Annotated in this window: 22 protein-coding genes; 7 read left to right on the forward strand and 15 right to left on the reverse strand. The window is 43.5% G+C overall.

The genetic code is table 11. The features are described 5' to 3' along the window. The first annotated feature begins 29 nt into the window (after positions 1–29). From BMW86_RS21285 to BMW86_RS21300, 4 genes are all read left to right on the forward strand, one after another. On the forward strand, positions 30–2,777 hold the full coding sequence (locus tag BMW86_RS21285) for a TonB-dependent receptor (RefSeq protein ID WP_089783969.1): 2,748 nt from the start codon (positions 30–32) through the stop codon (positions 2,775–2,777). Between the two features lie 435 nt (positions 2,778–3,212). Continuing rightward, complete coding sequence (locus BMW86_RS21290; RefSeq protein WP_143056648.1) at positions 3,213–3,602, forward strand: toxin-antitoxin system YwqK family antitoxin; 390 nt, start codon at positions 3,213–3,215, stop codon at positions 3,600–3,602. A gap of 25 nt (positions 3,603–3,627) precedes the next feature. Then, on the forward strand, positions 3,628–4,128 hold the full coding sequence (locus BMW86_RS21295; RefSeq protein ID WP_089783971.1) for a hypothetical protein: 501 nt from the start codon (positions 3,628–3,630) through the stop codon (positions 4,126–4,128). A gap of 36 nt (positions 4,129–4,164) precedes the next feature. Continuing rightward, entirely contained in the window at positions 4,165–6,657 is a 2,493-nt protein-coding gene (locus BMW86_RS21300; RefSeq protein ID WP_089785725.1) for a M14 metallopeptidase family protein, read from the forward strand. Here BMW86_RS21300 and BMW86_RS21305 read toward each other — a convergent pair. The 11 genes from BMW86_RS21305 to BMW86_RS21355 all read right to left on the reverse strand — a co-directional run bounded on the left by BMW86_RS21305 (position 6,654) and on the right by BMW86_RS21355 (position 16,010). Further along, positions 6,654–7,241, reverse strand: coding sequence for a redoxin domain-containing protein (locus tag BMW86_RS21305; protein WP_089783972.1), 588 nt, complete (start codon positions 7,239–7,241; stop codon positions 6,654–6,656). The genes BMW86_RS21300 and BMW86_RS21305 overlap by 4 nt on opposite strands. 71 nt (positions 7,242–7,312) lie before the next feature. Next, complete coding sequence (locus BMW86_RS21310; RefSeq protein ID WP_089783973.1) at positions 7,313–8,251, reverse strand: YihY/virulence factor BrkB family protein; 939 nt, start codon at positions 8,249–8,251, stop codon at positions 7,313–7,315. A gap of 4 nt (positions 8,252–8,255) precedes the next feature. After that, positions 8,256–9,314, reverse strand: coding sequence for an endolytic transglycosylase MltG (mltG, locus tag BMW86_RS21315; RefSeq protein ID WP_089783974.1), 1,059 nt, complete (start codon positions 9,312–9,314; stop codon positions 8,256–8,258). A 74-nt stretch (positions 9,315–9,388) separates the two neighbouring features. Beyond that, complete coding sequence (gene secG, locus BMW86_RS21320; RefSeq protein WP_089783975.1) at positions 9,389–9,724, reverse strand: preprotein translocase subunit SecG; 336 nt, start codon at positions 9,722–9,724, stop codon at positions 9,389–9,391. Between the two features lie 10 nt (positions 9,725–9,734). Then, positions 9,735–10,799, reverse strand: coding sequence for a PXPV repeat protein (locus BMW86_RS21325; RefSeq protein WP_089783976.1), 1,065 nt, complete (start codon positions 10,797–10,799; stop codon positions 9,735–9,737). 43 nt (positions 10,800–10,842) lie between these two features. Next, positions 10,843–11,349, reverse strand: a complete 507-nt coding sequence (lptE, locus tag BMW86_RS21330; RefSeq protein ID WP_177189347.1) for an LPS assembly lipoprotein LptE — start codon at positions 11,347–11,349, stop codon at positions 10,843–10,845. A 5-nt stretch (positions 11,350–11,354) separates the two neighbouring features. After that, positions 11,355–12,602 (reverse strand): sigma-54 interaction domain-containing protein, encoded by a 1,248-nt coding sequence (locus tag BMW86_RS21335; protein ID WP_089783978.1) that lies wholly within the window; start codon positions 12,600–12,602, stop codon positions 11,355–11,357. Positions 12,603–12,672: 70 nt separating this feature from the next. Further along, on the reverse strand, positions 12,673–14,085 hold the full coding sequence (gene miaB, locus BMW86_RS21340; RefSeq protein ID WP_089783979.1) for a tRNA (N6-isopentenyl adenosine(37)-C2)-methylthiotransferase MiaB: 1,413 nt from the start codon (positions 14,083–14,085) through the stop codon (positions 12,673–12,675). A 15-nt stretch (positions 14,086–14,100) separates the two neighbouring features. Further along, a complete protein-coding gene (locus tag BMW86_RS21345) occupies positions 14,101–14,757 on the reverse strand; it encodes a response regulator transcription factor (protein WP_089783980.1) in 657 nt (218 codons plus the stop codon). After that, positions 14,741–15,493, reverse strand: coding sequence for a sensor histidine kinase (locus BMW86_RS21350; protein WP_089783981.1), 753 nt, complete (start codon positions 15,491–15,493; stop codon positions 14,741–14,743). Before BMW86_RS21350 ends, BMW86_RS21345 begins: the two co-directional genes overlap by 17 nt. Before the next feature lie 262 nt (positions 15,494–15,755). Then, positions 15,756–16,010 carry a hypothetical protein gene (locus BMW86_RS21355; RefSeq protein ID WP_089783982.1) on the reverse strand — a complete coding sequence of 85 codons (255 nt, stop codon included), beginning with the start codon at positions 16,008–16,010 and terminating at the stop codon, positions 15,756–15,758. Between the two features lie 155 nt (positions 16,011–16,165). Here BMW86_RS21355 and BMW86_RS21360 point away from each other — a divergent pair, with 155 nt between their 5' ends. Further along, positions 16,166–17,077, forward strand: coding sequence for a FecR family protein (locus BMW86_RS21360; RefSeq protein WP_089783983.1), 912 nt, complete (start codon positions 16,166–16,168; stop codon positions 17,075–17,077). Between the two features lie 268 nt (positions 17,078–17,345). Then, on the forward strand, positions 17,346–18,074 hold the full coding sequence (locus BMW86_RS21365; protein ID WP_143056649.1) for a hypothetical protein: 729 nt from the start codon (positions 17,346–17,348) through the stop codon (positions 18,072–18,074). A gap of 34 nt (positions 18,075–18,108) precedes the next feature. On the opposite strand, the gene BMW86_RS21370 is transcribed toward BMW86_RS21365, so the two are convergent. The 3 genes from BMW86_RS21370 to BMW86_RS21380 all read right to left on the reverse strand — a co-directional run bounded on the left by BMW86_RS21370 (position 18,109) and on the right by BMW86_RS21380 (position 21,957). Beyond that, positions 18,109–18,615 (reverse strand): hypothetical protein, encoded by a 507-nt coding sequence (locus tag BMW86_RS21370; RefSeq protein ID WP_089783985.1) that lies wholly within the window; start codon positions 18,613–18,615, stop codon positions 18,109–18,111. A 20-nt stretch (positions 18,616–18,635) separates the two neighbouring features. Next, positions 18,636–19,832: a glycosyltransferase family 87 protein gene (locus BMW86_RS21375; protein ID WP_177189348.1), complete on the reverse strand. Its 1,197-nt coding sequence runs from the start codon at positions 19,830–19,832 to the stop codon at positions 18,636–18,638. Positions 19,833–19,974: 142 nt separating this feature from the next. Beyond that, positions 19,975–21,957, reverse strand: a complete 1,983-nt coding sequence (locus BMW86_RS21380) for an SGNH/GDSL hydrolase family protein (RefSeq protein ID WP_089783987.1) — start codon at positions 21,955–21,957, stop codon at positions 19,975–19,977. Positions 21,958–22,082: 125 nt separating this feature from the next. Between BMW86_RS21380 and BMW86_RS21385 the strand changes: the two genes are divergently transcribed. Beyond that, positions 22,083–22,574 carry a lysozyme gene (locus tag BMW86_RS21385; protein WP_089783988.1) on the forward strand — a complete coding sequence of 164 codons (492 nt, stop codon included), beginning with the start codon at positions 22,083–22,085 and terminating at the stop codon, positions 22,572–22,574. Positions 22,575–22,709: 135 nt separating this feature from the next. On the opposite strand, the gene BMW86_RS21390 is transcribed toward BMW86_RS21385, so the two are convergent. Beyond that, positions 22,710–25,157, reverse strand: a complete 2,448-nt coding sequence (locus BMW86_RS21390; RefSeq protein WP_143056650.1) for a glycoside hydrolase family 95 protein — start codon at positions 25,155–25,157, stop codon at positions 22,710–22,712. Positions 25,158–25,224: the final 67 nt, after the last annotated feature.

A 25,224-nucleotide genomic window follows, 5' to 3' on the forward strand; every position in this document is an offset into this window, starting at 1 on the left:
TCAATTATATAACCCAAATCTAACACTTTATGTTACGCCCATTTAACCATTTGCTATTTTTTGTTTTATTATTTATTGTCGTCGTGCAGGGGTATGGCCAGACCATTACCGGTACTGTCACTGATGGCAAGTCTGCACTGGCCGGTGCTACCGTACAGATAGAGCATACCAACAAAGGCGGTTATACCAATGCCCAGGGTAAGTTCAGCCTGGATGTAATACCCGGAACTTATACGGTGCTTATCAGTTATGTAGGTTTTGTGGCACAACGGAAACCGGTGACAGTCACCGCCGGACAAACAGCCACCATAGACGTAGCCCTGGTGGCCAGTATTACCATGAATGAACTGGTGGTACTGGGTTCCCGTAACCTGCCACGGACACAAACGGAAACGCCTGTACCCGTAGATGTCATTGATATCAAACGCATTACTTCTGATGCGCCGCAGGTATCTATCAACCAGATCTTAAATTATGTGGCCCCTTCTTTTAGTTCGGGTACCCAGACTGTTGCCGATGGTACAGACCACGTAGACCCTGCCTCTTTACGCGGATTAGGGCCCGACCAGGTGCTGGTACTCGTAAATGGGAAACGCCGTTACAACACGGCACTGGTAAATGTAAACGGAAGTTTTGGCCGTGGTGCCGTAGGTACCGACATGAATGCCATTCCTACTGCTGCTATCGACCGCATTGAAATACTGCGTGATGGTGCTGCTGCACAATATGGTTCGGATGCCATTGCGGGTGTGATCAACATTATCCTTAAAAGCAGTGTGAACCGTTTAAACGTAAACGTTACCACGGGAGCGAATGTAACTTCGCAGGCGGATAATAACATGGATGGTCAGACGGTGCAGACGGGTGTTAACTATGGGATACCTGTAGGCTCCCATGGAGGGTATATCAATTTCGGCGGTTCCTATGATTTCCGTAATTATACGAACCGTTCAGGGCCATGGGTAGGTGCCATTTACAGAACTTATCCCGGTGCAGTGGATAAAACGGATTCTTTTTTAGTGGCGAATAAAATCACCCGTAATGATATCCGCATGAGAGCGGGGCAATCGAAAATACGCAGCTCGCAGTTATTTGTGAACGCCAGTTTTCCATTAGAGAATAATGCAGAGGTGTATCTGTTTGGGGGTATTGGTTACCGGAATGGAGAAGCCGGAGGGGTGTACCGTTTACCGAGTGATAGCCGGAATATCCTGGACATTTATCCCATAGGGTTCTTACCTGAAATCCATAGCGATATTTACGACCGTTCTTTAGCTGCCGGTATCCGTGGTAATGTGGGTGAATGGAAAGTAGATTTCAGTAATACCTATGGCCGTAATGAGTTTGATTTCAGCGTAGCGAATTCACTGAATGCGTCTATGGGGAAAGCATCGCCTACCAGTTTCACCTGTGGTGGTTTGATATTCATGCAGAACACGACTAACCTGGATTTCTCCCGTCGCCTGGGAGTGTTTGATGTGGCATTTGGCGCGGAGCATCGTTTCGAGCAATATCAGATCGTGGCTGGTGCGGCGAACTCTTATACGGATTATGGCCGGGCGACTAAAATCGGTACGGATGCCAATGGCAATCCTATCCTGATACCGGACCCTAAAGGTTCTGTTAACACCGTATTTGGGCCAGACGGAACTGCACGGGCAGGTGGTGCCCAGGTGTTCCCTGGTTTCCGTCCGGAGAATGCGATTACGGCTACGCGTAGTGCTATTGCCGGCTATGTGGACGTAGAGGCTAATTTTACAAAGGAGTTTTTGTTGGGAGCTGCGTTGCGTTTCGAGAACTATAATGACTTTGGCAGTACTTTAAATGGTAAAATCACCAGTCGTTATAAACTGAGTGAGAAGACAGCTTTGCGTGCCTCTGCAAGTACTGGTTTCAGAGCGCCTTCTTTGCATCAGCGTTTTTATTCTTCTACTTCTACTTTGTTTGTAGACGGTGTACCTTATGAAGTAGGTACTTTTACGAATGACAGTCGGCCTGCGCAATTGTTAGGTATTCCTACTTTGAAACCGGAGAAATCTAAAAGCGTGAGTGCTGGTTTTACCAGTACTTTTGGCAAATTCAGTCTTACGGTAGATGGTTATTTTACGCGTATTAATGACCGTATAGTTTACACTGATCAGTTCTCCGGTAGTAATGCGGATACTGCTTCTGCGGTGGATAAAGAGATTTATCAGCTGTTATCTTTAGCCAATGCCAACAGGGCTGCTTTTTTTGCCAATGCTATCAATTCTGAGACCAAAGGTATAGACGTTGTGTTTACATATGGCACACGTTTAGGCGCGGGTTCTTTCCGGGCAGACCTTTCCGGTACTTATGGGTATACGCAGCGGGTAGGGGCGGTAATGGCGTCTGAGAAACTGAAGGGTAAGGAGAATATTTATTTTAGCCGGGCCAGCAGGATTTATCTGGAGAGAACTGTTCCCCGTGAGAAGATCAATGTAACCCTTTCTTATACTATCCGTCGTTTTAATGTGTTTTTGCGTAGTGTACATTTTGGAAGTGTAGAAGAAGCGACCAACGATCCGAATTTCTATCAGACGTACTCCGCTAAGGTGGTAACGGATGCCGCGGTAGGGTACAAGCTCACCAAGGCATTTAAAGTGAGTGTAGGGGCTAATAATGTCTTTGACGTGTATCCCGATCTGGTGGCTAATCCTAATAATACTACTAACAACCAGTTCCGGTATAGCAGGAGAGCTACGCAGTTTGGCTATAACGGCCGGTTTTTGTTTGCAAGGTTGGAGTTAAGTTTGTAAAGCATTCTTTTATTTGAGCCGCATGGGTTTTTAACCTGTGCGGCTTTTTTAATTCCCTCGAATTCGACGGAGTTAAAAGATACTTTGTTCTCTCTATAAAGAAATATTGATAGGCTTCTGATAAGGTATTGATAAGGATCATCCTACGTTTATCCTACGTCTTTAACGTAGGATAAACGTAGGATGATCCTTATCAATACCTGTTTTGAACCTATTCAGAACCTGTTCAGAGTCTATTCAGAGACTGTTTAGAAAGGAATAGTTGGCTCCTTATCTGAAAATAGTTAGCCATAAATTCTAATTCCCTCGAATTCGAGGGAATTAGAATTACTAAAACCAACAAACGTGTTATTTGTGTTAACGATATTTTATATATGTTTGTAGGAGGGGGCAATTTTTTACGCAGTCGGGAGGCGTTTTACCTTAACATAACCTATGAATACAGCAATAAAATGCATGTGCAGTTTAATGCTGTTTGTTGTAACAACCAGCTGTAACAACCAGAATATTAACGAATTTACCCTGCGGCAGATTATGCGGGAAGAAGATGGAACCGTATGCAAACGGGTATATACCATTCCCGATGTACCAGGACAAGAACTCGTAGAAGTTTATTTCAGAGACGGGAGATTAAAAGAACAGTATTATCGTAAAAATGGTAAGCTGAATGGCTGCCGGACGATTTATTATGCGAATGGTCAGTTATCTGAAACGGGTAACTGGCGCGATGACCAGCGGATTGGCGTATTTATGTATTACCGTATTGATGGCGTACTGGATTGTATGCAGAATTTTAGTTTGTTGGGGGATAGTATGAAGGAATAATATTTATTTACCCATAACCCTTACCATGAAGACCACGATTTTATTTTTCATGTTGCTGCTTAATTTGTCAGCCCTTAATGGACAAACTATATGCGCAATAGCAAAAGAACCTAAAACCTATTACACAGCCCTGAAATCTACCAGCCTAATCTCAGATGATAATTGCAGTTTTAAAGTATTGGACTCATTAAGAGACTATGTTATCAGAGATAATGATACCACTGCATTAGTGATCCTGAATAAGATGGCAGCTAAATTTGTAGGTACAGCAGCAGAAGCCCTGGATAATATTGCCGCTGCAATCTTTCATCAGAATCTGCCTTTCCTCCTGTGGTTCTGTGATGCCAATAAAAACAGTTCTATTGAAAGGACAGTCATCCTCGGTCTTAGCATAGAGGTATATGTTGATAAAGAGAAGGCAAAAGAGCGGATTAATAAAGAAGCTGCTACCGGTAAAAGTACATTAACACTTAGCCCATCCCAGATAAAAATACTCAACCGCATAATAAGTAGCATAGATGGTTAAAATATCTATCTTAGTAGCATAAATTGCTGGATGTATATGCGCAAAGTATTGTTGTCTGCTGTATGGATGATCTTCATGTTATCAGGTTTCGCCCAATCGTTGCAAACACCTGAACAATTCCTCGGTTACCCTTTAGGCAGCCAGTTCACCCCTCATTACAAAGTACTTGAATATTTCAAGGCTGTAGCCGCCGTTACGCCTAACATGCAGCTGGTACAATATGGTACTACCTACGAAGGCCGTCCGCTGATGCTGGCTACCATAACCTCTCCGGAGAACTTCGGTAAACTGGAACAGATCAGACAACATAACCTGGAACTGGCTGGAGGAAACGGGAAGACGGCCAACGGAGACCCTGTCATCGTATGGCTTAGCTACAACGTACACGGGAATGAAGCCGTATCCTCAGAAGCGGCTATGCTTACCCTGTATAAACTGGCGCAGAAGGATCAGCAATGGCTGAAAAATACGGTGGTCATCATAGATCCCTGCCTCAATCCGGATGGCAGAGAACGTTACGTGAACTTCTACAACCAGGTACATACGAAGATGATTGATCCGGAGTTATTCGGAAGAGAACATCATGAACCATGGCCGGGTGGACGTGCCAATCACTATTACTTTGACCTTAACCGCGACTGGGCCTGGCAAACACAAACAGAATCCCGTCAAAGGATATTACAATACAACCGCTGGATGCCACAGGTACATGTGGATTTTCATGAACAATCCATTAACGCTCCCTATTACTTTGCCCCGGCAGCAGAACCTTTACATGAGGTGATCAAGCCATGGCAAAGGGATATGCAGATCCTTATCGGTAAAAACAACGCTAAATACTTCGATAACGAAGGCTGGTTATACTTCACAAAAGAAGTATTCGATATGTTCTATCCCAGCTACGGAGATACCTATCCCACCTACAACGGGGCTATCGGTATGACTTACGAACAGGGTGGTGGTGGCCACGCCGGTATCGCTGCGCTGAAAGAAGACGGAGATACATTAACGTTATCCCAGCGCATTGCTCATCATCTCACAACCGGCTTATCTACTGTAGAAATATCCTCTCAACAGGCGAATGAATTACTGTCTGATTTCACACACTACTTTTACGAAGCCGTACATACTCCCGAAGGACCTTTCAATGCTTATGTAATAAAGGCCGCAGGGAATACCGAAAAACTGGCCAGTTTGGCCACATTGTTAAACAATAACAATATCCGTTTCGGATACGGCGCCGCTGTAAATAAAGCTACCGGCTTCAATTATTTTAATGGTAAAACAGAAGGGTTTACGATAGAAAAGGAAGACCTGGTGATCAACGCAGCACAACCCCGCTCTAATTTACTACGTGTATTATTTGAGCCGGATTCCCATCTCAATGATTCCATTACATACGATATCACTGCCTGGGCTTTACCATATGCTTACGGCTTGCCCAGTTATGCATTAAAGCAATCATTAGAACCTGCAACAGACAGCTTCCCTGCTGCTAATAATACTTACCTGGCAGCTGCTAAACCATACGCTTACCTGGCCCGCTGGAACAGTATTAAAGATGTGAAATTCCTGGCAGCACTGCTGCAAAAGAAGATCATGGTACGTTATGCCGAAGAGCCTTTCACAGCAGGAGGCAAGGCCTTCCCCGCAGGAACACTCATCATTACAAGATCCGGTAACGGGGCTCATTTTGATGAAGATGTAACCGCACTGGCGAACAAGTTTAAAACAGGACTGGATATAGTAGGTACCGGATTTGTAGAAAAAGGAATGGACTTTGGCTCTGATAAAGTACATTATATTAAACCGGTACGTGTAGCCGTTGTAATGGGAGATGGTATTTCTTCCCTCGCTGCCGGTGAAGTATGGCATTTCTTTGAACAACAGATCGGTTATCCGATCACTGTGATTGATGAACAAAACCTGGACGCAGTAAACTGGAAAAACATTGATGTACTGATTTTACCGGATGGTACCTATAAATATCTGGGTGAAAAAGAAGCAACGGGCCGGTTGAAAGACTGGATTTCCGCTGGTGGAAAGTTAATTGCTATGCAGGATGCACTCAGCCAGATCGCTACTTTAGACTGGGGCATTAAAATGAAAAAACGTGATGAAGATATCCTGGAGAAGAAAGATGAATATGGCTTGGTGAAACCTTATGCCAACAGAGAAAGGGAAAGCGTAAAACAGATGATTCCCGGCGCAATCTATAAAGTACAACTGGATAATACTCACCCTTTAGCTTTTGGTTTCCCGGATACATATTACACCCTTAAACAGGATAGCAAAATATATGAATTCCTGGAAGATGGTGGCTGGAATGTGGGCGTACTGAAAAAGGATAATTACCTCAGCGGATTTGTAGGCACAGAAACACGTAAGAGGCTGAAAGATGGATTACTCTTCGGTGTAAAAGAAATCGGTGAAGGTAAAATTGTGATGATAGCAGATGACGTATTATTCCGCAGTTTCTGGGAAAACGGTAAGCTGCTGTTCGGTAATGCTGTTTTTATGGTGTATTAAAATCTTTTGATATTACATCCGATAGTCGCTGTAGTATTCACTTTCAGCGGCTTATTGGCCAGCATATCGTTAATCGCGTTATTCAGGTGACGGCTTTTTACCGCGTCTGCATTGCCTGGATTATCGTCTATTGCACCTTTATATACCAGTTTAGCATTCTGGTTAAAAAGATAACATTCAGGCGTATGCGTAGCTTCGAAAGCATCCGCCAGTTCTCCCTTATTATCAGCTACATAATACCAGGTGTATTGTTGCTCTGCAGCATATGTTTTCATAGCGTCAAACTGCTCCCTGCTGCTGTTGGCATTCACCAGTACCACGCCTATATTATTACTCAGCGCATAACGGCAGATCTCCTGTGTTCTTGCCTTATTCCTTTCTATATAAGGACAGGCATTACCGGAAAACATTACCAGTATTCCATTGCTTTTTTTAGCCTGATTAAATGTAATATCCTTACCTGAAACATCATGAAGAAGCAGGTCTGCTTTAGGAAGGGGGGCGCCTATTTCAAGTGGCAAATCAGGCACACTGGCGTAGGTGAGCCACGAACAAATGAACAGTTGAGAGCAAATTTTTAACATAAACTCAAGATATAGGTACGTACTAAAGGGCCACAACACTACATTAAATACAATCTAAAGATACGGATTTTTTATAATTTATCGTGGGCTGGGGTCTCCCTGAGGATCCTGATACTCGCATTCAGCTCAAAACCAACGAGTAAGATGAAAGAGTAGAAATAAACGGATAACATCAGGATGATGATAGTGCCGATAGAGCCGTAGATCTTGTTATAGTTACTGAAGTTATTAACGAAATAGGAGAATAGGATGGTGACGAGGATCATCAGCATGGTTGCAAAAGTAGACCCTGCGGTAATGAATTTCCACTTTTTGGTAGTGGCGGGTACAAAGCGGTAGATCACAGACAGGGTAGAAAAAAAGAGCAATCCTATCAAGATCCAGCGGGTAACATCTGCCAGGGAGAGAATCTTTTTGTTAGTGATACCTAAGGCATCAAAGATGAACCTTAATACGGTTCCCTGGGCAATGATAAGGATGACCGTCAGCAGTAGCAGGAACACGAGAATAACGGTGATTCTCAGGGCCGTTAAACGTTTCTGCCACCATTTCCTTCTCCTGAAACCGGGAGATTTTTTATTAAAGGCGCGCATCAGACCCATTACAGCATTGGAAGAGGCAAAGAATCCCATCACGAACGCAATGGATAACAGCCCGTTACGATGTGTATACAGGAAGTCATGGATCATATCGCGTACAATAATGTAGGTATTGTAGTTGGGCGTTACATCTTCTGCCAGTTCGTAGAGGGTAGGTTCTACATTCTTCATGGGAATGTAGGGCACCAGTGTGAACAGGAAGATAAAGAAGGGGGGAATGGCCAGCAGGAAGTTGAATGAAATAGCTGCTGCCCTTTCCCCCAGGCTTTTATTACGGGTTTCTTTCAGGAAAAACTTGACTACATCGTAAAATGGCAGTCCTTCAAAGCCGGGTAACACAAGCGTTTTGCTTCTGTTAACCACACTGCGGACTGGTTTTGAATTGAGTACAAGTCTTTCCGGTCTGAACATAATTTTATATTCCTCTTGCGTTTAACGCCGCCTGGTATGCTCTGGCATTCTTCATGTGATCTGCATAGTTAGCTGCAAAGGCATGATAACCGGAGAAGTCCCATTTGGCGCAGAAATAGAGGTAGTCTGTTTCCGGGGTATTCAGCACGGCTTCCAGTGTTTTGATGGAAGGAGTACAGATAGGACCCGGAGGCAAACCCTCGTTACGGTACGTATTGTAAGGAGAGTCGAACAGCAGGTGAACTTCCCTGATTCTCCTCAGGCCAAAATCCTGCAAAGCAAATTTCACGGTAGGATCTGCCTGCAGGCGCATTCCTTTACGGAAGCGGTTCAGGTATACACTGGAGATGAGCGGTTTCTCATCATTCTTATTACTTTCTTCTTCCACGATAGAGGCCAGGATGGTTACCTGGTTCATAGTGAGGCCCAGGTGTTGGGCAGATTCCCTACGGGCTTGTGTCCAGAATTCTTGTCTGCCTGCTTCTATCTTCTTAAAAGCATTTTCCGCAGAAGTATTCCAGTAAAACTCATAGCTGTTTGGAAGAACAGCACACATTACGGTGTTGGTATCCACATTGAACTGGCGAAGATATACCTGATCATTGATTAAGGCCAGCAGGGTAGCAGAATCGGCTTCCAGGTTGGCGCATATCTTATGGATAAAGTCTTTTTTGGTACGCAGTTTTGTGATGGTAAGGGTCACTGGTGTTTGCTTGCCGGAACGCAGCAGTTTCACGATCTCAAAATTGCTCATTCCCCGGCTGATTTTGTATTTACCGGCTTTTACGTGCTGAGGATAACCCAGTTCACGCGCTACCCAGTCGAAGCTGCTGCGGCTGCGGATGATCTCCTGCTCTTCCAGTCCGTCCAGTACCCCTGAATAGGTACTGCCGGTGCGCACATAAAAGAATTTATTGTCTCCGAATGCTTTTGTATTAGGACCAAATGTACGGTAGCCAACATATACTAAAACGCCTGCTGCAAGACAGCACAAGGCAACCAGCAAACGTTTTACCCAGGGGGATTTTTGTTTCTTCTGTTTTGATTTACTCTTTTTTGCCATAGAGGGTAGGGTAGTATTCAATAAAAAACCTCGCTTTTTGAGGGCGAGGTTCTACATTATCTTTATCAAACCGATTATTTAGTCGGTTGAGGCGCAGGCGCAGGTGTCATTGGTGCTGAAGGCTGTACGGGAGCGCTACCAGCAGCTTGTTCCATGATGGTTTTAGGTTGTTTTGCCGCTGTTCCTTTTGTAATGAAGAAGGAAGAAGTAAGGCAAAGCACTGCGATAAGGGCAGCCAGTACCCATGTACCTTTTTCAAGTACATCTGTAGTCTGACGAACACCCATTACCTGGTTACCGAAACCACCGAAAGAACCGGATAATCCACCACCTTTAGGGTTCTGCACCAGTACGAAAAAGCCTAACAGCACGCAGGCCAGGATGATTAATATACCGAAAATGAATAACATAATATATGCGTTAATTATTGTCTGTTAGTAACTGTAAATCCTTAATCTTTTGCGCAAAATAAGCGCTTTTGTTGGGATTAAGCAAACTTAATTTTTGATATATGTGGATGGCCGTTTGGTACTGCCTTTGCTTCGCCCAGATTTCCGCCAGTGTTTCAGAAACAACGTCGTCTGTAAGGGTGATAGACTCCATGGCCATCTTTTCTACCGCCTCGGAAACTTCAGGATCAAAGTCTTCATAACTACGCTTTAACTCCTTGTGATATTGCTCTTTAGTAGCCTTTTCCGAGAAAGTATGTTTGATATCTTTCAACCAGGAAGTGAAGCTCTTCATTTCAGAAGCGCCTTTTTCATTGAGTACTTCGGCCTGTTCAGGCTCTTTCAGGCGTTTATAGGCGAAGTAGTCATCAGTATATAAAGGCTGGTAAGTAAGGGTATTTTCCGCAGGACCCATTTCCAGCGGGAAGATTTTGATATCCTCATCCTCTATTCCGGTGTTTACAGTGGTATCAGCTATAGGCTTTATTACTGTAATAGGAGAAGGGGCTGCTTCCACCTCCGGCGCTTTATAAACCGTTTCCGGTGTTTCGTATAAAATTTCAGGTTCAGGAGCAACGTAAACAGGCTCTGGTGCTACGTAAGCAGGTTCCGGAGCTGCATAAACGGGTTCAGACGGTTCATCTACCACTATTTCCTTATCAGAAATAGTAATAAACTCCTCTTTCTCTGGTGTTAAAAGAGATTCGTCCAGTAAAGGAACATATGCAGCAGGTTGTTCCGGTTCAACAGGTTTTACCGGTTCAGGAACAACGGGTACTTCAGGAGCTACAACAGCCTTTGCTTCATCACTGGTAATGAACCGGTAGAAGTAATGCATGTTGGTACTGTACAACTGCGCTGTTTTAACGGCCGGAGCCAGCAGATTGCGTTGTACGGTATATTGTTTTTTGGCAAGAAGCAGGCGTGCAGTAGTAAAGTACGGATACGACGTTACCAGCTGCTCTAAAGCTGCCTCATCCACCTGCTTAATATCAGGTTCCTGGAAGATATGCTGAATGATCCTGTTCGCGGTCATATGCTGCTAAAGTATGAAAAAAAATCAAATATGTATCAAGTACTTACCAGTTAGCATAAGCTTTATTAAAGATATCATCCACCACTCCCGGAATGATCGTATTCTCCAGCAATCCATTCTCTACTGCGCTGGGCAGCTGGGTAGCCGGGAATTCCGCCGGACGGGTAAAAGACTGGGTAAAACCCTTCTTATCACCTACTCTTTTAATAAAAGTGATGCTTACGGTTACGTTCAGACGAGAAGTGGAGGCTTTATCCACATTGGTAACAGCGGCGTTACTGAATGAATAACCTGTAATAGACCCTTTGAACTCGTAATCAGCATTATCCTCATTGGTTTGGGTAAGCCTGGTTTGCGACTGGATCTTGGTACGCAGCTTTTCAGTCAGGTTCTGGCTTAAAGTCGGGTTATTGATAGGTGCCCTGTTCTCAATAAACCGCACATTCACTGTTTTAGCCCCAGGATCTATACTGGCACCGGAAGCTGAGTATTTTACGGAGCATCCGCCCAATACCAGCAGCATATTTATCGCGATAAGTAGTCTGATCATTTTCATTATTCGTTGATGTTGTATTCTTTCAGTTTCCTGTACAAAGTTCTTTCAGAAATACCTAAATCCAACGCGGCATCTTTCCTTTTTCCCTTATGTTTTTTCAGGGCTTTTACAATGAGTTCTTTTTCCTTGTCGGCTATAGATAATGTTTCTTCCACTTCTTCGTGGTGATCTATCTTATTATTATCCTGTAAGATAAAAGGCTGAGGGGAAGATAATGCGGTAGAACTGTTGCTGGTGACTACTTCCTGTTGCGGGTGGAAGTTGTGCATCACATGATTATCCTGGAAGTTGTTATTGTGTACGATGTTAGGATTCTGCAGGATATCAAAGAACATCTTCTTCAATTCCGTTACATCCTTTTTCATATCAAAAAACAGCTTGTAAAGAATATCCCTTTCGCTGGCAAAGTCGCTGTTACCGTTGGATTGTGGTCCGGCCAGCATAGGCAGGCGGGATGTTTCCTGTATTTCCGGTAAAAAGCGTCTTAATTCCTTGGCATTTACCAGTTTATCTACTGCCAGTACAGAAATCTGTTCTGCCATGTTCTTCAGTTCACGTACGTTACCTCTCCAGGGGTAATTCACCAGGATATCCCGGGCTTCATCATCCAGCTGTATAGAAGGTGATTTATAACGTTCGGAGAAGTCTACACAGAATTTGCGGAACAGCAGGTAAATATCCTCTTTTCTGTCGCGCAGGGAAGGGACCCTGATAGGCACTGTATTTAAACGGTAGTAGAGGTCTTCCCGGAACTTACCCTGCTGTGTATGGTCCAGCAGATCGCGGTTAGTAGCGGTAATCACCCTTACATCTGTTTTCTGTACTTTGGAAGATCCTACTCTTATGTATTCTCCTGTTTCCAGTACGCGTAGTAAACGGGCCTGGGTACCGAGGGGCATTTCCCCGATTTCATCCAGGAAAATGGTACCACCACTTACGGTTTCAAAGTAACCTTTGCGGCTGTCTACGGCACCGGTAAAGGAGCCTTTTTCGTGACCAAATAATTCAGAGTCGATGGTGCCTTCCGGAATAGCGCCGCAGTTAACGGCGATAAATGGGTTATGTTTCCGGGCACTCAGGGAGTGGATAATATTGGAAAACACTTCTTTACCAACGCCGCTTTCTCCCACAATCAATACGGTAAGATCCGTATTGGCCACCTGTATTGCTACCTGCAGCGCATAATTCAATGCGGGGGAGTTTCCTATAATGCCAAATCTGTTTTTAATGGACTGTATGTTATCCATATCCTTAGTTTATCCTTTTGCCTTGCCCGAAGGAACAACAAAAGGAGCAGTGATCCAATAATTTATCTCTTTATGCTTTGCCTGTCGATATTCCCAATAAGGTGCCGGCAGTACAATCCTCTACCTTCACCCATACGTATTCGCCTTTTTTATGATCTTCTTTAGGGAAAATCACCACCTTATTTTGATCTGTTCTTCCAAACAAATGTTCTTCCGATCTTTTTGACGTTCCTTCTACCAGTACTTTGAATGTCTTGCCTACATCTTTCTGCATGCTTAACAGGGAATGTCCGCGGTGTAATTCCACTACTTCTGCCAGTCGTCTTCTCTTCACATCTTCCGGAATATCATCCTGGTAACGGCGTGCCGCCAGGGTTCCCGGACGTTCTGAGTAGAAGAACATATAGGCGAGGTCGTATTTGACATAGTCCATCATGCTGAGAGTCTCCTGATGATCTTCTTCCGTTTCTGTACAGAAACCGGTGATCACGTCGGTAGACAGGGCACAGTCGGGGAGTATTTCACGTATCCTCTCAATCTTTTTCATGTACCATTCCCTGGTATAGGTGCGGTTCATGAGTTGCAGGATACGGGTACTTCCGCTTTGCACCGGCAGGTGGATGTAATTGCAGATATTCTCGTACTTGGCTATAACGAACAATACTTCGTCTGTAATATCTTTAGGGTGAGAAGTGCTGAACCGTACACGCAGGAGAGGGCTGATCTGCGCTACTTTTTCCAGCAGGTTGGCGAAGGTAACGGTGATATCTTCACTTACCCAGTAATAAGAGTCTACGTTCTGGCCCAGCAGGGTTACTTCACGATAGCCCCTGTTAAACATATCCGTAGCTTCTTTGATAATGGAGTCCATATCCCTGCTACGTTCGCGGCCACGGGTAAAAGGAACTACGCAGAAAGAACACATGTTGTTACAACCCCTCATGATGGAAACGAAAGCGGTTACGCCGTTGGTATCCAGTCTTACGGGATTGATATCTCCATATGTTTCCTCACGGCTCAGTAACACGTTTACGGTTTTCTGACCGGTTTCGGCTTCTTCTATAAGGGCAGGCAGGGTGCGGTAAGCATCCGGTCCTACTACCATATCTACCAGTTTCTCTTCTTCTATCAGCTTGGATTTCAGGCGTTCTGCCATACATCCCAGTACACCTACCAGTAATTCCGGGTTACGTTGTTTTAGTTTACGGAATTCGGTAAGGCGTTTACGTACGGTTACTTCTGCTTTTTCCCTGATAGAGCAGGTATTAAGCAGGATGAGGCTTGCATCTTCAACATTGCGGGTAGGCCCGAATCCATCCTCTTTAAGTATGGACGCAACAATCTCGCTATCGTTGAAGTTCATCTGGCAACCATAGCTTTCAATATAGAATTTTTTGGTATAAGTCTGTGTTTCAGTAGCCTCTGGCCCGTAAGCTTCCCCCTGACGGGTTTCATCATGCACTTTTGTAACCTGATCAAGCATTATTTGCAAGTAATTTTAGGAAAGCAAAACTAAGCAATAAAATCCGAAAATGACAGAATGGCATGGGTTAGTGAGTATAAACCTGATCAAAGCTGCGGGGGTTTTCAGTTGCAGCTTTTGCATGATGTTTTTACGGTGAGTTTCTATGGTATAAATACTCAGATGCAGCTCGTCTGCTATCTGCTGATTGGTGTATTGTTTACTGATCAGTTGTATGATTTCTATTTCCCGCCTGGTTAGGTTAAAAGGCTTGAGAAAAGAGGTATCAGAATTGATGACCTTACCCGGATAACTGGCTCCGCCTGCATGTACAATACGGATGGTGTTGATCAGCTCTTCTTTATTGCAGTTTTTAACCAGGTACCCGTTAGCACCGTTATTACGTGCCTGGGTAATGAGGTGTGGTTCATTATAAGAGGAAAGGATGATAATACGTGTACAGGGGTAGAGCTGCCGGATGTGCCTGGTGGCTTCCAGTCCGTTGATGAAAGGCATATTAATGTCCAGTAACACGATGTCTGGCTGTTCTACGGAGAGCAGGTCCAGGAGTTCCTTGCCATTAGCAGCTGTATGAGTGATGAGCAAGTTGTCTTCCTCTTGCAGAAGGGAGCAGATACCATCAAGGAAAAGGGTATGATCGTCTGCGATAATGATTTTAACGTGGGATGACATTTGAGGGGATATTTATAATGAATGTGGTGCCTGACTGGCCTGTATCTACGGTAATCTTTCCGCTCAGCAGCTTTACCCGGGAATAGACGCTCTGCAATCCTATACCTCTGGTATGATCGCTGTTTTCCGGAAGACCAATCCCATCGTCTTCCACCAGGATCTCCAGGTAGCCGGGGAAATATAAGAGCTGGACCGTAGCGGCGGTAGCATAAGAATGCCGGATGATATTACAGGTGAGTTCCATGACAATACGGTACATGATGAGTTCCTGCCGGGGATCAAAGCAGGGAACGTATGTATTGCAGCAGCAATGAAAGATGATGCCATTTTCATTTTCGATGTTAGCGAAGTGTTCCTGGAGTATTTGGGTGAGCGGGGTAGTGCCGAACAGTGGGGGCATCAGGTTGTGTGTGGCGCGGCGGACATTGTTACTGGTTTCATCCACCAGTTGCAACAGACGACGGGCCTTACGCTTATCCAGGTCTGAGGTATAGTGCAGGCTTTGAAGATTGATCTTGATTGCCGCCAGACTGCTGCCTATTTCATCATGGATATCATCCGCAATCCTTTTTCTTTCAGCTTCCTGGATATCCAGTTCCTGGTTTTGCAACCGCAGGTAAGCTTTTTTGTAAAAGTTAGAGCGATTGATTAAAACGATAAGCCATGCTACTAAGGGTATTACGGCAGCTACCGAATACGCTGAGGGAATGTGGTGCGATAACAGACAGATGCTCATAGTACAGAGAATGAAGGGGTAAAATCACGCCGAATATGAGAGAAGTAAGATGTTGTCCCGACAATATTATATGCAAGTCTACTAAAAAAAAGGATTGCGGCCTTCTTTTGCCGGGATAGATTTAAAAGATTTATTTACAGGAGATTAGGTAGGAGTAATATATGTATAGTTGTCTTGTCAGACATTAGATTATATGTAAATGAATAAGCTAAATTGATATTTACTATCAATTACAGTTTATATTATATTAGTATTATAAGTGCTAAAATTCGTACAATTCCCAGAAAGCATTCAGTGCCTGCTGCTGATGAGGGGCAATCTTTTCATTAGGAGTAGTGCTTTTTCTTATTTCTCCCGGTACAGTTCGCCAGGTCAGTGTATCCTTTTCCCCGTTTTCCCGCTTAATAGTAAATAGATATTCATTTTCGTTTAATTTGTCAACAATCACTTTAGAATCGTCCCTTGTAAAAAATGAGATTGGATAGGATTTGATCATGGTATTTTTCAATATCTGCAAGATTAAGTATTTAAATAGAAAAAAGCAAGACGGGGCAACGGAATTTACTCACTCTTGTAATAGCCGATGGGAACGGCTTTTTCAGGAATACAGAAAAAAAATGAGTAATCGTATCAATGTATGGGTCATGTGGATTGTCATAGTTATATACACACATGGAAAACACAGCAATTCAGGATTTTGTGATCGCCAGTCTTTCGGGGGACGCTAACGCTACGCAACAGGCACAGTTGCAGGAGTGGTTATCAGCCTCCGCCCATAACCGTTCGCTTTATGAGGATATCAAACGGATATGGGAGATGCCGGTGGCCGTATTTAATCAGGAAGAAGGCTGGGACGCATTGATGGAGCAGGTTAGGCCTGTATCCCGCAGCTGGTGGTGGCTGAAAGTAGCCGCCGTATTAATTCCACTGCTAATGATTTATTGGTTTTACCATTCCACCGTACCGCAATGGCATACTTATATCGCCAGCGGGGAACTGAAAGACAGCTTATTATTACCGGATGGGTCCCGGGTATACCTGAAACCGGGAACAGTATTAAATTATAATGATCTGAGGGAAGTCAAACTGCAAAACGGGGAAGCCTTCTTTAAAGTGGTTAAAAATGAAAAACACACTTTTCTTGTCCGGGCAGGGAATGCTACCATAAAAGTGCTGGGTACTTCTTTTAATGTAAGAAGAACTCCTGTCTGTGCAGACGTTACCGTATGGGATGGAAAGGTAAGTGTAGAAGGAAAACGATTTTCGGTAATACTTACCATGGGTAATATGGGCATTGTAGATCAATATACAGGCGAAGTATATAAAAAAGAGGGCAATTATGAATATCGCTGCGGATGGGCCAACAATGAACTTGCATTTAACAATCAATCGCTAAAACTGGTGCTGGACGAATTATCCGCTCATTATCATGTACAGTTAAAAACAGCAGATACCACTATACTCAATAGAAAAGTAACCATCCGTTTCAACGAAATGCCACTGGCAGATGCACTCGCAATTCTCTCTGAAACAATGGATATACATATACTAACACCTGTAGCAACAGAGGCGGCAACCAGGTAGTACCTCAGTTGGAATGTTATGACAACATAGATTGCCAGATGGTATTGCTCATAAATACACTGCATCTGACTGTTTAGTTCTCTGATTTAGCTTTGGAATATGGGTTCAGGATTTGTTTTTCCATTTAACTTCACCTGATATTCACGTCAGATAAGGTGTATTTATGAGCAATACCATCTGGCACGAAGATTATGTAATCAAACTGAGGCGCTACCTAAGTGATAACCCCTTTTATATTATCTTTAATCAAAGATCAATATACCTATCTATGGAACAATTTAGACTTCGCCCTGAAGGATTTAAAGAAATCAGGAATAAAACTCTGTTCAGATACATTATAGCAATGGGGCTTGCTGCGATCATAGGCGCTTCTATCTACCTGATTGGTTTTAAAGATATGGGAGCTGCTGATATAGATACAGATTTCCTGTCAATATTTATTCCTGTATTTGTCGTACTCATGGGCTTTCGCATTTACAGAATTCTGAGCAGGCAGAAAGCATTGTTCGATACTTATGTACTTACATTTTCAGATAATCTGATCACCAGGGAACAGGCAAACACGCCTGTATTATCTCTTCATTCTTTTGAAATCAAAGAGATCATAAAAGACAAGGTCGGTCATTTCTGGATCAAAGCAAATGATGTCATTATAGTGCCGGTACAGATAGAGCGGTATGAAGAAGTAGAAGTTTTATTAAATAAGATAGTACCTGTTACGACAAAAATGTCTTTTAAATATAAGTACCGGAATGTAATTTCTATTGTTTCTCTCGCGCTGATGTTTTGTGTATATCTTACGACTAATAAACTAATTATAGGAATCAGTGGACCATTACTCGCTGGTATACTTATATGGAATCTTATTGATCGTTGGAAACTGAGAAACAGTCTGGATAAAAGTACTCAACGGAGTTTCTTTATTCAGGTAATCGTCCTGATTGTTGCAATAGCAATAACGGTGATGAAACTAATGGGATATGATTACTTATCATAAAAAAGGGAAAGATGCTTCATCTTTCCCTTTTTTATTAAGCCAGTGAGAGTTTCTTTGCCAGCCAGCTGTTTTTAATGGGTACCAGCCAGTTCTGATCCAGATCCTGTTTTGTTAATACCGTATTATTCAGGTAGATAGTGTTTTCATCTATAAAGCCTTTTTCAAGGGCATAATTCAGTTGTGCCATTGGTAACAGCTGCAACTTGTCTTTTACCAGGAAGGCCAGTAACAGACGATCGAAGAAGTTCACTTTATACTGGTTTTCCATGCTTTTGATAATTCTTACGGAACTATCTGTGCTGCAACCACTTACCATAGTAGCAGATTCATCCGCCATCAACACAATTACCTGGTTGAAAAGCAGTTGTCCCCAACCCTTTACCGGTGCCCCATGGGCTTGCCACTGAATCGTGAACTGGTGAAGCTGCTCATTAATCTCCAATACTTCCTGTTCATTGAAAGGACGGTTACTCTGATATATCCACACCCTGGAGGCAGGGTGAAAGTCTGCTGGCAGTAATTGATGTAAATCCTGTGTCATGATACAAAATTACCAATTTTTTAGTTAGCGACTCTCAGACTATCTGTATCCAGGTATCCTTCTGCAGGCGCTATCTTATATAAGGTTAGATCGATGATCATTTTTACCCAGATAACAGAACAGAAGATAGCCTTTACTGAATAAGGCTCTACATAAGCGACTGCCAGTTTATAAGGGAAGATAATATCTGTAGAAGAAAAAGAGGTAAATACCAGTGCCAGTAAAACCAGTATTGTATTTAGCCTGCTTTGTTGTTCCTGACTGAAATACCAGATGGCAATGCCTGCCATTGCGAGGATATAAGTAGGGGATTCTCCTTTGTGATTAAAGATCACTACCCATATCAGGATAGAAGACAGTATAAATAAACGGAAGGCCGGTTTTACCCAGTTACTGTAACGTACTAAGGGTACACAGAGCAGCAGGGCGCCTATCAGCACAAAAATCTGTTTATTCATCTCGAAGCCAAACCAGGTATGCCACCAGCCATATAAAGATACCCCGACAGAAACGCCATGGTCCTGGCCCAGTAATGTTCCCCAGCTTTTATAGAGGAATAATAACTGTGTAGGTGATACTACTATTAATGGCATCAGTCCTAATATTACTAACCAAAAAATAGTGGCTATGGCAGCTTTCCAGCGGGAAGGGTACATCAGGCATATTAAAAGTCCTACGATACCAAATATCTTGATGTAGAAAGTAAGCACTATCATTAATGTTGCCAGCCAGGGATTATCTTTTTCCATGAAGTGCCAGCCCAGGATCAGCAAACCGGCGATGAGCACATTGGTTTGAGAACTGGTAAGGGAGATCATGGTTTCTATGGCGATAAACAGCAGCAACAGATTCAGACGTTTCCTGTCTAAAGGCAGGGTGCGTATTGCCAGTATTAATACGATGACGTTTAACAGGTTGAAGAAGATTAACCCCGGGAGATCGGGCATCCAGGCAAATGCAGACATCCAGAGCGCAAAGGAAGGACTGTATTTGTACAGATCGTAATTTTCAGCAGGGAATAACTGGTAGAGGTCCTGATAATGGATCAGGTGGAAAAAAGAATGTTTGAAGATGACATAGTTATTGTAGTGGGTGTATTGGCCTGACCCCTGTGAAGTACTCCATGAAACAACTCCTATTACTGCTGCCAGTAATACGAAGAAGATGAAAATGTAGCGTGTAGGGAATGACAGTTTTTTTGCAAAATTCTCTCGCATAGATAAGCTCGCCATAGGTCTGTAACATCAATTTTGCTACAATGATAGAAAAATCAGCATGTATTTTCACATAATTTTTAAGATTTTAGTGTTAAGTAGTGTTAAAGCAAGCCGGTGTGTTTTATCACCGGCCTGCTTTTCTTTAATTGCTCATTCTTCTTAATACGATCCCTGTGAGGTAGGACAGGCTACCGGCACAATAGATATCAATCAGCATTGTACCTGAAGGGGTTGGTACGATGCCCTCCAGGGTACGGATGACAAACTGATTTGGGACATTAGGAGCCGTAGTGCAGGAGAGGGAATCTCTTTTGTCTACCATGGTCCCATCGCTGACACTCAGGCAAATTATCTTGTCTATGACCGTGGTATCCTTACTGCTGGTGAATTCCAGATTATATACATTGCCGGGAAGTAGCCCACTGAGTTGTAACTGTGCCCGGCTCAGGAAGGTACTGGACAGGTACCAGTTGTCGGACATGACCCGCTGAGGGTATACGCCGCTGTTGGCTCCGCCGGCACTGGCACCGGTGAAGATCCTGGTGACGGTGGCGGTGATGCCGCTGGCGGCCCCCAGGTTGTCTGTGAGCACCATCGACTGGTTAAGTGCTGGCCCGGCTGCCGGTGCTGAGAAGTTGTTCCAGCTGACAGGAGGGGCTATCACGGTGTCCAGAGAGGGATCGATCTGCACGGTTTGTTCTACCGTACCGCTGGCAATGGGTTGGTAGATCCATACCGGGTCGCTGGGAGTGGTATCAGGATTGGTGGCCGTGACGCGGTAGGCATTCTGGTTGCCATTGATGCGGGGATAGGTTTGGGTGACAGCGGTAAGGGAATCGAAGATAGTCCAGTAGACCCCGTCGGTGCTTGTCTCTATAGTATAGGACGTATAAACGGGATTAATGAAATAAGTGCTGATCAGGTTCCAGAGGATGTTGAACATCACAGCATGACCTGCATCATTGGGATGGATGTTATCCGCATTGTAAATGGGGTTGATATCCGCAGGTTTGATGCTGTTAGGGTCTCTGAGCGCTTCCATTACATCTACATAAAATTCAACCGGGATGATGTCTTTGATCAGTGCCGCAGCTGCTAACAGATTATTTTGTTGGGCAACGGTATAACCGGTGCGGGGCTGGGGAGAGATCACAAAAGCAGGGATGCCTCTCTGCCTGGCAAGGGTGTACATGGTGAGGATGTTATCCCTGAACTGGGCGGGAGTGAGGCCGTTGCCGATGTCGTTGGTAGGGAAGGCAATAATGATGGCGGTAGGATTGGCCGCTAATGCCATGGAAATGTTCCTGTTTTCGCGGACGGCGGGATCTGCACCGTTAGGCAGGCCGTTCCTGGTGTCCTGCAGAGAAAGGGCATTGTTACAAAGTACACCGGTGCTGAGTTGAGTGGATAATTTACCAGCCACAGAGTTTGCGTAAACAGATGCGCCGCTGCCTGCGAAAGTAGAGGAGCCTATGGCAACGAATTTAGGCGCTGTGCTGAGGTCTGTTGCTACGTTTGCCCATTTCAGTTTAAAGCCGTTGTTGGTGATCCATGCAGACATGGCCAGTTTGGAAGCTGCAGGGGGTACTCTTTCTGCGCTTACTTTCGTTTTTGCTGCTGTTGGTGTTGGCGGAGTAACGTTTACCTGTACATTAAAGAACCTGAAGAGATGTGTACCAATTGTACCGTTTAATGGCGTCAGCAAAGAGATCACTCCGTTTTCAACAGTATCAATCTTTGCAGGGAATGCATCCTCCAGAGAAATCCCTTTTACACCATCAAAAAGATTCATCTGTTCTGTTGTAATCGTCAATCTATCCTCAGATACACTAAAATCCAACGAAATCAATTCTCCATAATAGAGCTGAATAATGTTAGCCTCATGCTGAGAAATGGGTAGGTCCAGTTCCAGGGAATCTGTGAGATTGCCGGATCTTGTAGTGCTTTGAACAGGATCACCACCATAGACCTGTACTTCTCCCCATACGGATGTAATAGCGGTAACGTTTGTGGGTGCATCAGGTGCGCCATAACCGATGGGTGAAAGAGGGTAATCCGGGGTAATGTCTTTGAAAATAAAACTACCTGTAGTGCTTACAGGCAAGGCGAGGGGATAAAAACTCATAATACGTGGGTTTAACTGTTTATGTGGGGTTTTAACTCTTTTAAAGGTAAACGTTAAGTCTTAAAAGCATAAAAGGGAGTAGGAGAATTGAGTATTAATGCTTTTATTGCATTAATTTTACATATATGGAATTAGGAGATAAAGGCGTAAAGCTCATTAAGCATTTCGAGAAATGCCATTTAACGGCATATCAGGACAGTAAGGGTGTATGGACAATTGGTTGGGGGAATACTTTCTATGAAGATGATAAACCTGTCAAAAAAGGAGATACTATCACGCAGGTAAATGCAGATAAATTATTTACTGCTATTACAAAAGGCTTTGTAGCCGATGTAAACAAACTGACGAAAGGTGTTGTCCTTAAACAGCAGCAGTTTGACAGCCTGGTATCATTTGCATATAATGTTGGCAGTGACCTGAATAATAACGGTGTTGCTGAGGGGTTGGGAGATAGTACGCTGCTGAAAGTAGTGAAGCTGAATCCCAAAGACCCTACAGTGGTTTGCGAGTTCCTGAAATGGAATGTATCCGGAGGTAAAGTGCTGGATGGATTGACGAGAAGAAGAAAAGCGGAAGCTTATTTATACATGGCAGGAGAGCTGGAGTTTTTTGAATAAGCTAATCTTCTTTCCCAGAAGGGGGCATCTGCCCATCTTTTATATCTCTCGCGAAGCTGAATGTCAGTTTATAATCTTCTTTAAAAGAGAATACCCTCTGAAATGTGTATCATTTCAGAGGGCGTTTAAATGTTATTATGCTGTTGTGATGTTTTTGATCTCTCCATTTATCTGCACCTTCACCTGCCTTGGTTTATCAGCATAAATTTTATAGTTAGTTACTTTTTTATTCTTCCATTCAATATCAACTGTAAAACCACCTTCTGCTTTTAATCCCTGTATTTTCCCTGAAGGCCATTCATCCGGTAATGCAGGTAATAGTGTAAGCAGGCCATCTTCATTACAGGATAATAACATTTCTGCTATCAGTCCGGATATAGCCATCGATGTATCTATCTGCCACACAGGTATCCATGCTCCTTCCGGTCTTTGAATAAACTCCAGATCTTTTGCAGATGTATCTTTTACCGGTACCTGCTGGAAAGTTAACAGGTTCTCAAACCCTGCATCTGAGATGATCTGTGTAAAGATTTTATTAGCTCTTTCAGCATCATGTAATCTGAGCCAGCAGAGAGAACGAAGTCCTAATGACCAGTTACCAGCTGTATGAATATCTGTATGCGGAATGTTTTTATAATTTCGTTCTTCACCCCGCATATTCAATGTTTGTTTTGCTGCTGCGGCCAGTTCTTTTGTATCGGGGGTAATTTGTTTAGCAGGCCAGAGTCCGTACAGATGACCGATGTGCCGGTGATTACATCCGGGTGTATCTATATCCTCTTCCCATTCCTGTAACTGTCCGTACCGGCCTATCTTTAAAGGCATCAGTTTATCTCTGGCTTCTTTTAAACGATTGGCGAATGTAGGATCAGTATTTAATATTTCTCCTGCTTTTATGGTATTGGTAAACAGTTCGTGCACCATTTCAATGTCCTGGAAGTTGCAGGGCACATTGAGTATATCCTGATCAAAAGAACTACCTGTAGCAAAGAGTTTTCCATTCTCTATAAAAGCACCATGTTCTGCAGAACCACTGGGAGCAGTTACAAGATGACCTTTATATTCTACCAGGTTTTGCAGCCAGAAAAGGGCCGCGCCTTTCATGGTAGGATATCCTGATTCTTTCAGGTAGTTTTTATCCTGGGAGTATACAAAGTGTTTCCATATGAAATGGCAGTGCCAGGCTGCCGCTGCGGGATACATACCCCATTCTATTTCAAAGCCCGGTGCAGCGTATCCCCATATGTTGCCGATGCTATGGCTTACCCATCCTTCACTGTTATAATATTCTTTTGCTACTTCTGTACCTGGCTTTACGAGTCCGTTGATCCAGTCGATATATGGCAGCATACATTCCGCTAAATTAGTGGCAGAGGCTCCGCTGTAATTCAGTTGTACATTAATGTTTGACTGGTAGTTTCCTGCCCATTGAGCGGCTTCAAACATGTTCCAGCCACCTTGCAGGTTAGCGGGTAAAGCGCCTGGTCTTGAACCGCTGATAAGCAGATAACGGCTTAAATTAAAGTAGAGAACTTTCAATCCCGGGTCTGCGTTTTTCGCCGCATAGTTTTTCCATCTTTCATTGGTGGGCAGGGACTCTGCGGCAGGTTGCCCGCTAACGTTTAGTTTCACCCTGTTGTATAAGTGCTGGTAATCTTCTATATGCCGGTTTTTTAACGGTTTATTGCGGGCTGATATAATCCGTTCTTCTGTTATCTTAAATGGATCTGCGCCGTTATATAAAGGTGCTATTGGCAGGTATTCTGTTGCTGCTGCGAGGATGATACTTGCGGTATCCGCGCCTTCTACTATTACATCCTGCCCGTTTAAATATACCTTACCACCAGGGCAATCCAGGTGCATCTTTAAACAGAAATTCCTGTTATTACCGTTTATTTTTCCTGATAGCTGAAGGATATTATCTTTCAGACTGATCTGATGATTTTCCTGGAATACATTCCATTTCAGGGTGAAGGAGATCTTCTTTTTCGCAGTGCTGGAAAAATTGAAAACGGCTACTTTATCGGGGTATGAACAGTAATATTCTCTTTTATAACCTATGCCATCTATTTCATATTGTACATTAGCTATAGCTGATGTAAGATCGAGGCTACGGGTATATTTTTGTTCATTGGTATGGTTGAACAGGATGGATAAGCGGCCGAATGCAGAGAAATGACCGTATCCTTTATCATTTCCCAGGAAGCTGCTTTTTATCAGGTTATCTGCTTCTTTCAGGTTTTCTATCTTATTGCTGAGTGTCAGTTCCCTTATTTTAGACAGGTGTTCTTTACCTCCGGGTACGATGCCATAGTGATAATCCTTGTATTCTCCCGGTCCGCCTGTCCAGAGTGTTTTCTCTGTTATGCTGAATATTTCTTCGGATACTCCTCCGAGGAAAGATAAGCCCAGTAAACCGTTACCGATATGTATAGATTGACTGTTCCAGTATTTACCGGGATAGTTAAACCATATTTTTTCATTGAAGGATTGCTGTGTTTTGTTAAATGCCAACAGGGGAGATTTTATGAATAGTCCCGGTGACATGACTGCTATCGTTTTTATAAGTTCTCTTCTGTCCACTGTATGAATTTTAGCTGTTCACTGACAAATGTGTGCAATAAGGTATAAAAATGTTTTGAGATTTTCT

The organism is Chitinophaga sp. YR573, from assembly GCF_900110995.1.
In the GTDB taxonomy this organism is placed as follows: domain Bacteria; phylum Bacteroidota; class Bacteroidia; order Chitinophagales; family Chitinophagaceae; genus Chitinophaga.